General features: G+C 65.6%; 12 protein-coding genes. 7 read left to right on the forward strand and 5 right to left on the reverse strand.

Translation table 11 applies throughout. The annotated features are described in order from the left end of the window. Positions 1–334 precede the first annotated feature (334 nt). Positions 335–2,317 (reverse strand): SPFH domain-containing protein, encoded by a 1,983-nt coding sequence (locus HZI36_RS25225; protein ID WP_179405395.1) that lies wholly within the window; start codon positions 2,315–2,317, stop codon positions 335–337. A 125-nt stretch (positions 2,318–2,442) separates the two neighbouring features. Next, a complete protein-coding gene (locus HZI36_RS25230) occupies positions 2,443–3,042 on the reverse strand; it encodes a GNAT family N-acetyltransferase (RefSeq protein ID WP_179405396.1) in 600 nt (199 codons plus the stop codon). A gap of 343 nt (positions 3,043–3,385) precedes the next feature. Between HZI36_RS25230 and HZI36_RS25235 the strand changes: the two genes are divergently transcribed. Next, positions 3,386–3,841: a MaoC family dehydratase gene (locus tag HZI36_RS25235; RefSeq protein WP_179405397.1), complete on the forward strand. Its 456-nt coding sequence runs from the start codon at positions 3,386–3,388 to the stop codon at positions 3,839–3,841. 98 nt (positions 3,842–3,939) lie between these two features. Then, complete coding sequence (locus HZI36_RS25240; protein ID WP_179405398.1) at positions 3,940–4,851, forward strand: LysR family transcriptional regulator; 912 nt, start codon at positions 3,940–3,942, stop codon at positions 4,849–4,851. A gap of 15 nt (positions 4,852–4,866) precedes the next feature. On the opposite strand, the gene HZI36_RS25245 is transcribed toward HZI36_RS25240, so the two are convergent. Beyond that, entirely contained in the window at positions 4,867–5,538 is a 672-nt protein-coding gene (locus tag HZI36_RS25245) for a gamma-glutamylcyclotransferase (protein ID WP_246327218.1), read from the reverse strand. 289 nt (positions 5,539–5,827) lie between these two features. On the opposite strand from HZI36_RS25245, the gene HZI36_RS25250 reads away from it, so the two are divergent. Then, on the forward strand, positions 5,828–6,151 hold the full coding sequence (locus HZI36_RS25250) for a DUF4148 domain-containing protein (RefSeq protein WP_179405408.1): 324 nt from the start codon (positions 5,828–5,830) through the stop codon (positions 6,149–6,151). A 107-nt stretch (positions 6,152–6,258) separates the two neighbouring features. On the opposite strand, the gene HZI36_RS25255 is transcribed toward HZI36_RS25250, so the two are convergent. Continuing rightward, a complete protein-coding gene (locus HZI36_RS25255) occupies positions 6,259–7,206 on the reverse strand; it encodes a GlxA family transcriptional regulator (protein ID WP_179405400.1) in 948 nt (315 codons plus the stop codon). Positions 7,207–7,325: 119 nt separating this feature from the next. On the opposite strand from HZI36_RS25255, the gene HZI36_RS25260 reads away from it, so the two are divergent. The 4 genes from HZI36_RS25260 to HZI36_RS27265 are packed head-to-tail and all read left to right on the forward strand — an operon-like array spanning position 7,326 to position 9,526. Then, positions 7,326–8,126 carry an SDR family NAD(P)-dependent oxidoreductase gene (locus HZI36_RS25260; RefSeq protein ID WP_179405401.1) on the forward strand — a complete coding sequence of 267 codons (801 nt, stop codon included), beginning with the start codon at positions 7,326–7,328 and terminating at the stop codon, positions 8,124–8,126. Positions 8,127–8,177: 51 nt separating this feature from the next. Continuing rightward, positions 8,178–8,939: an SDR family oxidoreductase gene (locus HZI36_RS25265; RefSeq protein WP_179405402.1), complete on the forward strand. Its 762-nt coding sequence runs from the start codon at positions 8,178–8,180 to the stop codon at positions 8,937–8,939. A 51-nt stretch (positions 8,940–8,990) separates the two neighbouring features. Then, the gene (locus tag HZI36_RS25270) at positions 8,991–9,395 is read left to right on the forward strand and encodes a nuclear transport factor 2 family protein (protein ID WP_179405403.1); all 405 of its coding nucleotides are present in this window, start codon (positions 8,991–8,993) and stop codon (positions 9,393–9,395) included. Continuing rightward, positions 9,392–9,526, forward strand: coding sequence for a hypothetical protein (locus HZI36_RS27265; protein WP_281376655.1), 135 nt, complete (start codon positions 9,392–9,394; stop codon positions 9,524–9,526). The genes HZI36_RS25270 and HZI36_RS27265 overlap by 4 nt, the downstream gene beginning before the upstream one ends. Before the next feature lie 18 nt (positions 9,527–9,544). Here the strand turns inward: HZI36_RS27265 and HZI36_RS25275 are convergent, their stop codons facing one another. Beyond that, positions 9,545–10,762: an FAD-dependent monooxygenase gene (locus HZI36_RS25275; RefSeq protein WP_179405404.1), complete on the reverse strand. Its 1,218-nt coding sequence runs from the start codon at positions 10,760–10,762 to the stop codon at positions 9,545–9,547. Between the last annotated feature and the right edge of the window lie 146 nt (positions 10,763–10,908).

The following is a 10,908-nucleotide window of genomic DNA, read 5'->3' on the forward strand; positions in this document are numbered from 1 at the left end:
CCATCACCGCTCCATGTATCAGGCGACTTCCCGTCCGGCCTAGACCGGACGGCTCGTCGATGGATGTGCGAGCCGCGCGCCGGCTCCGGCACCGTCGTATCGGCAGTCCGGAATCGAACGCGCGGGTGCGTGTCGATGCATGTTTTTTGCTGCAATGCGGTATATCGTTTCAGCGATGAAAACACACAGCGGAATCGCTTTTGTCCGACAAAATGTCAGTGCAAGCATGCCGAATCATCGATACGCCCCCGTTTCAATCGTTGCGTTTTCGCGCACTGCAACACGCGCGGCGCGCGTTCGCGCGTGGACGAACGGGTCGACGCGCGCGCGGACATCAAGCGCGCGAATCGCCGACCGAGATCTGATTGCCGAGCGCGCCGTCCGGCCGCGCATGCACCTGCGCGAGCTCGACCGCCTTCAGCGAGCTCATCAGCGACATCAGCGTCGAAAACGCGTTGCCGTCCGCGCCGCCACCGAGCTGGATCTGCGGCACGAGCGGCACCTTCGACGCCTCGAACGCCTCCGCGAGCCGCAGCATCACCGTCTGCATCAGCTGCTTGTCCGCGCCGTCGCCCTGCAGCGCTTCCGATTTCGCCTTGATCGCCGACGCTTCGGCCTCGCCGACCGAACGGATCGCCGACGCGCGGCCCGAGCCTTCCATTTCCTGCTTGAATTTTTCGGCGTGCGCGAGCGCCTCGATCTCCTGCCGGCGCTTCTCGGCGGCCTTCACGCTCGCGGAGCCCTGGTTCTCCTTGATGCTGATGTCGACGAGCGAGCCCGTCAGCTCCTTCTGCTTCGCCGCGCGCTGCTCCGCCTCGTTCAGCTCGCGCTCCTTGTCGGCGGCGATCTGCTTCTGCGCGAACGTCTCGACCTGCTCGCGCGCGATCTGGCGATCGCGCAGCTGCGCCATGATGTTCTCGATCTGCACGTCGCCTTGCTGCGCCTTCGGCGTGCCGATCAGCACCTCTTCGAATTCGAGCGAATACGCGCGGAAGCGCTCGCGCATGTCGTTCGACGCATTGACCTGCAGCTCGCTGCGCGACTGGATCAGCTCGATGAAGGTCTTCGTCTGCGACACGTTCTTGAAGTACGACGACACCATCGGATCGAGCGTCTGCTCGACGAGCTGCGCGATGTTGCCGAAGCGCTGCACGACCATCGGCGCCTTCCGGTAATCGATGTGCACGACGACCGACAGCGGCAGCAGCGGCTCGAACGCATCCTTCGTGATCAACGTGATTTCGCGCAGGTTCGAATCGAAGTTCGAGCCGCTTTCGCCCGACTTCCACATCAGCACGAAGTTCGTGGTCGGCACGAGCTCGATCTTGCCGGCATACGTGTTGAACGCGTACTTGCCCGGCATCAGCGGATCGCGCCATACGCCGCGGCAGCCGTTCGCGACCAGCTCGCCGTGGCTGTATTCGCTACCGGACAGATCGTCGCCGCGACGGCCCGTGTACGACACGACGACGCCGACGTAGCCGACCGGAATGACGGTCTTGCGAATGAATTCGACAGTCGCGAACAGACGGTTGATGTACCACGTCCCTTCCACCAGCACGCGCTCCTGCCGGCCCCGGCGGCCGCCCGCGGCGAGAAACTTTTCGGGCTCCTGATAAGAGTTGTGCACTTCGCCGACGTCGGGCGCGAGCAGTTCGTCCTTCACGAGCGCCGGGCCGTCCTGCACGGTCACGATCGCGAGCAGATCCGAGTCGTGCTCGCCTTCGGCGCTCTTCACGACGACCGGCGAGAACGCCCGGCGCTCGTCGAGGAGCTCGCGCATCTTGCCGTAATAGGCCTTCTCCTGCGTGTTGAGCGACAGCGAATACGTCGCCTCCTCGGTCATCACGACGAACAGCGCCGGATTGATGATGTGCGTGCCCTCGCGCAGCACCTTGCGCTGCGGACCTTTCTCGCCGCCGCCGGCGAGAAACGCGCTCACGTCGCGGAAATCGCTGACGGCCGAATTGTCGGCGAGCGTCTGTCCGGCCGGCAGATCGCGTCCGTCGCGCGCGAACACGTAGCCGATCTTGCCTTGCGTGACCGACACCATCGAGTAGATATGCACGCGATACTGGAACGGCGCGAAAAAATGGAAGCCGCCGCGCCGCAACTCGGGCTGAAAGCCCGCTTCCCCCTGCAATGCGAGCAGCCCGGTCTTCACCGAGCCGCGCAGGCTCCAGAGCTTCTCGACGACGCCGATACGATCGTTCGGGATATAGCGGATGATGCCGGCGACCCAGAACAGCGCCGCGATCGCCAGCGGAACGGCCAGGTACAGCGCTGCGATCTCACCCGTTTGCAACAGATGGTTCATGTGTTGTTTTCCTTATCATTCTTACGGGGTTATTTCCCGTTTTGCTTGCGTTTTTGCTTCTTGTCGCCGTCCCCTCGAACGGCACGGCTCCAGTCTACCGCTGTGGCAGCGGCAGCGCTTGGCGGTCAACTCGCCGCTGCCGGCGATCGCGAATGCAAGTCGAGCGTCAACTCCGTGATGAACGCCGCGCCCCGTTCGTGATACGCCGTGAACCCGAAACGCCGCGCCAGTCCGATCATCGCGTGGTTTTCGCTCAGCGTCGTGCCGAACAGTCGCTTCACCCCCGACCGAGCGGCAAGATCGATCAGACTCGACAGCAGTTCGCCGCCGAGCCCGCGCCCGTGCCACGCATCGCTGATCACGATCGCGAATTCGGCGGTGTCGAACTCGCCGTCGTTCATCGCGTAGCGCGCGACGCCGATCTGCCGTTCTCGGCCATCGAGCCGGACCGCCGCGATCACCGCGCCTTCGCGCCGCCAATCGATATGGGTCCAGCGAACCATCTCGTCGGCGGTCGGCTCGCGCCCCGACATCAGCCGCATATAGCCGCTCTCTTTCGACAGCCCGCAGACAAAGTCGCGCTCGATCGCGAAGTCGTCAGGCTCGATCGCCCGCACCAGCACCGGCGTGCCGTCCTTCGCGTGCCAGACGTGCCGAACGGTTTCGGCCAGCGCGTCCGGCGCCGTCGCGCTCGCGCGGCTCCCTTCGATTGCGATCGTGTCCATCTTCACCTCCGCCAGTTTCACCTTTCTCGTCACGCGCGCCCGGGATCCGTTCGGCCCGGCCATCGACGCGGCCACGTCGGGCCGGAACGTCATCATGCGTTCATTCTAGGAACGCGCGCGTCGCGCCCACAGGGGCGCCGGCTCAATGCGGCTTTTCGCGCGGAGCAATAATCCGCACCCGGCGCCGAACGACGCGTCGCCGATTATTGATCAATCAGCAAAGCCGCATTCGTCCGCCCCCTCTTACTCCGCTCCCGCGCGTTCCCTACAGTGGCGTCAAGCCCCGAACGACAGCGCATCCGCGACGCCGCCCGGCCCCCTTCCATCCGCAACGGACACGCTCATGAACCCGCAGCCCCTCTATTTCGACGACCTCACCGTCGGCGACACCTTCATCAGCGGCACACACGAAGTGAGCGCCGCCGACATCAAGCGGTTCGCCGCGGAATTCGATCCGCAACCGTTCCATCTCGACGACGAGGCCGCGCGCGGCACGATGTTCGGCGGGCTCGCCGCGAGCGGCTGGCATACCGCGGCGATCACGATGCGGCTGCTCCTCAGCGGCGGCGGCCCGAAGCTGGCCAACGGCGCGCTCGGCGCCGGCAGCGAGATCGAATGGAAGATGCCGACGCGCCCCGGTGACGCGCTGCACGTCGAAAGCGAAGTCGTGGAGCTGGTCCCGTCCCGCTCGCGCGCGCATCTCGGCACGCTGGTGCTGCGCTCCAGAACGATCAATCAGCGCGGCGAAGTCGTGCAGAACCAGACCGCCAGGCTGATCGTCGCGCGCCGCCCCGCGTAACGCCTTCCGCGTCCTGCGATGGCTTCCCACGGGTGCTAGCAGCCGGCATCGAGATTGCGGTCTAATGGCGTCTCCCCCATCGAATGGAGCCGCGCATCATGGACCGCATCGCTGCGATGAACGTATTCGTCCGCGTGGTGGAAGCCGGGACGTTCACGAAGGCGGCCGACACCCTCGATCTGCCGAACGCGACGGTGACGCGGCTCATCCAGAAGCTCGAGGAAGACCTGAAGGTTCGCCTGCTGTACCGCACGACGCGCTCGCTGACGGTCACGCCGGAAGGCGCGATCTACTACGAGCGCGTCGTGCGCCTGCTGGCGGACCTCGCGGACATCGAATCGTCGACCACGCATGCGCGCGCGAAACCGTCGGGCAGAATCCGCGTCGATACCGCGGCCGCGATCGGCACACTGGTGCTCGTGCCGGCGCTCGCGGACTTCTACCGGATGTATCCGGACGTCGAGATCGAACTCGACATCGGCAACAAGCGCTCCGACGTGATCGCCGAGGGCATCGATTGCGCGATCCGTGCCGGCGAGGTCGACGAGCAGTTTCTGGTCGCGCGGCAGATCGGCAGCTTCGGCTTCACGACGTGCGCGACACCGGCGTTTCTCGACACGCACGGCACGCCGACGTCGCCCGATCAATTGCGCGAGCTGCCGACCGTCGGCATGATCCCGTCGCGCGGCGGGCGCTCGCTGTCGTTCCGGTTTTCGCACGACGATCAGAAAGGGGATCTCACGCTGAACCATCGCCTCGTCGTGAACGACACGAACGCGTATCTGGCCGCGGGCCTCGCCAGCCTCGGCATCATCCAGGCGCCCGCATACTCGGTGCGCGACGCGGTCGCCGCCGGACAACTCGTGCCGCTGCTCGAGGACTGGCAGCCGCCGGCCAACCCGGTGCACGTGATCTACGCGCCGAACCGCTATCTGAGCGCGAAAGTGCGCGTGTTCATCGACTGGATCGTCGAGCTGTTCGAGCGCGACGAGCAGCTTAAACGCCGGTAACGGTCACGGTCACAGTCACGCTCCGCCGCCGGCCGCGTCCGCGTCGCGAATCGCGCGCCGCAGGCGTTCGATGCCGGCGTCGCGAAGACCGAGGCGCTCGAGCGTCTGCACGGTCGCGTCGAAATACGCGCGCGACGTGCCGAGCGGCCCGCTGCCCGTGCGGATCAGGTGCGCGACGTGGTCGAGCGACGCGCCGCCGAGATAGCGGTCGTGCGTGCGGTTGACGACGAACGTCAGCGCCCGGATCTTCCGGCCGCCGGCCGTCGCGGCAATCCATCGCGGGTCGTACGAGCCGGCCAGCATCTCGCGCCGCCATAGCAGCCGCAGTTCGGCTTCGACCTTCGCCGCATCGATCCGGTACAGCACGCCGTTGCACGCGCCCCCGCGGTCGAGCGCGAGCATCGCGCCGGGCTGCTCGGGCGTGCCGCGCGCGATGATCAGCCGCAGGCAGAATCGCCGATGCCAGCCGTCCACGCGCGCGACGAACGTATCGGCAACGTCGAGCGCCGGATTCCACATCAGCGATCCGTAGCCGAATACATGGAGATCCTGGCCGCGATCGTGACGATCGAGCGTCGCGCGCAGCGTCCGGTCCAGCTCCGCGTCGCTCCTCACCGTGATGCCGGCCGGCGGGTTCGCGCGCAGCGCGTGCAGCAGCGCGCCCCGCGCGAGGCGCTCGCGCGTCATTTCGTATTCGGACGGTGGGATTGGACGATCGTCGGACATGAAACGGCTCTGAAATGCGTGCCATGGCGGTGACACGACTGTATGCCGCGACATCGGCGCCGGAAAGCCGACCGCAGACAACGCTCTTTTGTGGCAGCGGGAAAAATCCCTTCGACCTGTCCACGCATTGTTGTCGTCCACGGAACATTGCATTGGCGTGCGAGGCATTTATCCAGCCCTCCCCCGGACCTAGACTGCATTCATCGACATCGCTCGTGTCGTCATGCCAATCATCCTGGAGGTCGCCATCATGAAATCCCTGATTCAAGCAGTCGCCATCGCGCTGACGCTCGCCGCTCCGACCCTGTCGTTCGCGCAGGTGGATCGCCCGCTGACCCGCGCCCAGGTTCGTGCCGAGCTCCGCGAACTCAAGCAGGCCGGGTACGATCCGAGCGACTATTTCTATCCGGAAAGCCTGCGGAGCGCCCAGGCGATCGTCGACAGCCGTCACGATGCCGCGCAAGGCGACGTGTCGGGGTATGGGCGCGACGGCACCGTGAAATCGGAATCCGGCAGCATGCATGCGCTGTCGCGAACGAGCGAGTATTCGCCGCTGAACGCCAAGCGCAAGTGAATTCGCCGCCAAACGCGGCCGACCGCCCGCGTCGGCCGCTCCCCCCGACATCTCGTCAAAAGCCAACGCGTGCGCAATGAACGCGCACCTTGGCGGGCATCGGCGATTCAGGCCTCCATGCGCGCGTCGCGCCGGACCGCCTGGGGCGGAAGCCCGAACCCGCGCATGAAGGCCTCGCGCATGTGACGGCGGTCGCGAAAGCCCGTTTCTTTCGCAATGACGTCGAGCGGGTGCCGGCTGCGTTCGATCATCAGCCGCGCCGCCTCAAGTCGCAATCCTTCGACGGCCTTGGCCGGAGATTGCCCCGTTTCGGGCGTGAACACGCGGCTGAACTGGCGCGGACTCAGATGAACGACCTCGGCCAACTCCTCCACCGTCAACGCATGGCTCAGATTCTGGCGCGCATAGTTCAGCGCATTCTGGATGCGATCGGACTTCGGCGCGAGGTCCAGCATTTCGGAGTGCTGAGACTGCCCGCCCGCTCTGCGCTGATGCATGACCAGCTTGTGTGCGACCGATCGGGCCGTTTCCGCGCCCAGATCCTTTTCCACCATCGCGAGCGCCAGGTCGAGGCCGGCCGTCATGCCGGCGGACGTCCAGATCGGACCGTCGACGATGTAGATACGGTCGTCCTCGACGCGGATGTCCGGAAAGCGCGTCTGCATCTCGCGCCCGAACGCCCAGTGCGTCGTCGCGCGCCGGTTCGCGAGCAAGCCCGCTTCCGCGAGCACGAAAGCGCCGGTACAGATCCCGGCGATGCGCCTCGCGCGATGGCTCGCCTTGCGCAGGAACGCAAGCATCCCGTCGGACGCCGGTGAGCCGAGCGGATCGTTGACGCCGGCGACGATCCACGTGTCCACGTCGATCCGCCCCCGCAACGGTCGCGTCGCGACCGCGATGCCGAGCGACGAGCGCACCTCGCCGCCGGCAACCGAGTAGTTGTCGAGCGTGTAGAACGCGTCGCCCGCCGTGATGTTCGCGTACTCGAACACGGACTGCGGCGCGAGCGCCATGATCTGAAAACCGTCGCTGAGCAGAAAGCCGATCCGGTGCATGTCCGTTCTCCGTCAAGCCATGTCCTGAATCATACCCATATACGTCATTTCCGTCTCACCGACACGGAGCCAGAATGCAGTCACGCATTCATCGACAACCTTCGGAACGGAGCGACATCATGACCCAAGCACATCGAGGCACGGCCCTCATCACCGGCGCATCGTCGGGCATCGGCGCAGTCTACGCCGACCGGCTGGCACGCCGCGGCTACGACCTGATTCTGGTCGCGCGAAACCGCGACCGGCTGATCGCCCAGGCAGACCGCATCACGAACGACACGCACCGCAGCGTCGAAATCGTCGACGCGGACCTGGGCAAGCGCGCGGCGCTCGCCAGCGTCGAGACGAAACTGAAACAGGACGCCAGCATCACGCTGCTGGTCAACAACGCGGGCGTCGGCACGCACACGCCGCTGCTCGACACCGACGTCGACGCGATGACGCGGATGATCGACCTGAACGTCACCGCGCTCACCCGGCTCACGTATGCGGCTGTGCCGGGCTTCGTCGCGCGCGGCAACGGGGCCGTCATCAACATCGCGTCGATCGTTGCGATCGCGCCGGAAATGCTCAACGGCGTCTACGGCGGCAGCAAGGCTTTCGTGCTCGCGTTCAGCCAGTCGCTGCACCACGAACTCGCCGGCAAGGGCGTGCAGGTGCAGGCCGTCTTGCCCGGCGCAACCGCGACCGATTTCTGGCAGACCGGCGGCCTCCCGCTCGAGCATCTGCCGAAGGAAATCGTGATGTCGGCCACCGACATGGTCGACGCGGCGTTGACCGGCTTCGACCGCCGCGAACTCGTGACGATCCCGTCATTGCAGGCCGGCGAAGAGTGGGACGCGTATGAAGCCGCGCGTCGAACGATGGCGCCGCATCTGTCGACCGCCGTGCCCGCACCGCGATATGCGACGGCGCGATAAGCGCTGGATACCCCACCCGCACCCGATCCATTTCAATCAGGAACCCCTATCATGAAACTCAGCGGAAACACCGTATTCATCACCGGCGGAACGTCGGGCATCGGCCGCGCACTGGCGGAAGCCCTCGGCAAGCGCGGCAACAAGGTGATCGTCGCCGGACGGCGCAAAGCGCTGCTCGACGAGATCGCGAACGCGAATCCCGGCATCGATACCGTCGAGCTCGACATCGGCGACGCCGCGCAGATTCGCGAAGTCGCCGCGCGATTGATCGAGCGCTATCCGGCATTGAACGTCGTGATCAACAACGCGGGCATCATGCCGTTCGACGACGCCGGCGGTCCGCTCGACGACGAGCAGGCCGTCCGTCTCGTCGACACGAACCTGCTCGGGCCCGTGCGCGTGAGCGCCGCCTTCATCGAGCATCTGAAGCGGCAGCCCGACGCGACCCTGATCAACAACAGCTCGGTGCTCGCTTACGTGCCGCTCGCGGCGACCGCGCTGTACTCGGCCACCAAGGCCGCGATTCACTCGTACACACTGTCGCAACGCTTCGCGCTGCGCGATACGAGCGTCCGCGTGCTCGAGATCGCGCCGCCGTGGGTCGACACGGATCTCGTCCACAAGAGCGGCGACCCGCGCGCGATGCCCGTCGACGCGTTCATCGCCGAAACGCTGAAGCTGCTGGAAACCGCGACCACCGAGGTCATCGTCGACGCGGCCAGACCGCTGCGCGACAACGCGGGCCCCAACGAGCATGCGTTCGTCGAGCAGTTCAACCAGTTCATCGCCGACAATCCGATTCCCGTCGAATAAGCAACGATTCGCTCAGGAAACCTATCCAATCAACCGACCGGAGTGCACATCATGGCTTCCACACTCGAAGAGAGGAACACCGCGCTCGTTCTCGAGGCGCTGGACACGCTGTTCAACAAGAGGGACTACGCGAAGGCCGCGCAGTTCTGGTCCGAATCCTACGTTCAGCACAGCCGGCTGGTTCCAGCCGGGCGCGACGGGCTTTTCGGCCTGGTCCGCACGTTTGGCGATTCGCGCTTCGAGTACGACATGGTCGCTGCCAAAGGCGACTACGTATGGGTGCACAGCCGATACAGCCATTCGACGGGGTCTGCCGCGCTGATCGGCGTGGACATTCTGCGAATCGAGGACGGCAAGCTCGTCGAGCATTGGGACGTGCTGCAGGACGAAGCGACGCGCGGCGAATCCGCAGGCGGCCATCCGATGTTCGGCGACGCATTCCCGAACGAGCGTTGACACAGGGATCGGCAACGGCGCTGGCGGCCGGCGACTTCGTGCCGATCCTGCGCGCGTATCTTCTGAAAGCGGCGCTCCTCGAGGGCGGCTATCGGATTCCGCCCATCCAGCTGATCCAGAACACGTTGTGACCTCGGGCTCGGACGAGATCAAAGCCAGGTGCCACCCTGACGCTCGCTCGGTTCTTGTGTGAGCGCGTCGAAATCGTGAATCCAGTCCAGGTGATGCAGCACGCTGTCTCGCGCGCCGAGGCGAGCGTTACGCACCTGAGCGGCCGGCCCGTCGGGCAGGTGCAGCACGTCCGCGGTGGTGATCGACGCGTACTGCACCTTGCGCGTGCGGCCCCGGCGCAGGCGCTCGTAGGCTTCCTGCGCATCGCGCCAATGGTCCGGCCCGGCCTTGGCCAGTTGCGCGGCCAGCACGACGGCATCCTCGATCGACTGGTTGGCGCCCTGGCCGTGGTGCGGCACCAGCGCGTGCGCCGCATCGCCGATCAGGGTCACGCGGCCCCTGCTCCAGCGGCCGAGCGGAGGACGATGGAACAGGCCCCAGCGCTGGCTGATCGGTACGGCCGTAATCATCTGCACCACGGCCGGATGCCAGTCCTTGAACAGGCGCAGTTGCTCGCCCTCGGTAGCCGGCATGACCCAGTCGCGCGACGGCCACGGCGACGGATGACGCTCGACCAGCAGGAAATTCTGGTCGCCATCGTCGCCAATCGGATAGTGCAGCAGATGGCCGTGCGGTCCGATCCAGAACTGGATGGTCTCGGGATCGGGCAGCAGATCCATGCGCTCGGCCGGCACCACGCCGCGAAAGCCCGAGCAGCCCGAATACAGCGCGTCATCATAGCCAAGCATCCAGCGCCGCGTCATCGAGCGCGCGCCGTCGGCGCCGATCACGAGATCGGCTTCGATACGCTGACCGTTGTCGAAGGCCAGACTCACGCGGTCCGGGTGCTGCGCGAGATCGACCAGCCGATGGCTCAAGTTGATGCGCTCGAGGCCAACCGCCTTCGACAGTACGGCCTGCAGATCGGCACGATGAACACCCCAGTACGCGCCGCCGAATTGCTGGCGATAGCTGGGTTCACCGCGATGATGTCCGATGACCGCGCCGCTGCGCCCGTCACGATAGATCAGGCCGGGGATTTCCGCGCACACCGCATCGAAGTCCGTACGCAACCCCATGCGATCGTAGAAGCGCGTGGCATTGGCCGATAGCGCGACGGCCGCCCCGACTTCGCGCAGCTCATCGGTCTGCTCGTAGAGCTGCGCGTCGATGCCATGCTCGCGCAGCGCGAGCGCCAGTGTCAGACCGCCGATGCCGGCACCGACAATCGCAATCTTCAGATCGATCTGTTTCATGATTCCGTCTATATGAACGCGTCCCGTTTGCAACAGTTTTCGTGTGTTCCGACAGACAGGATGGGCTGCAGCTCTATATCCGGCCTTGTTGCAGGCGGTCGTGCCGCTGCGGGCCCGTATGAAATCCGCTGACTCGCACCTCATTC

The organism is Burkholderia guangdongensis (genome assembly GCF_013403875.1).
GTDB lineage: Bacteria > Pseudomonadota > Gammaproteobacteria > Burkholderiales > Burkholderiaceae > Burkholderia > Burkholderia guangdongensis.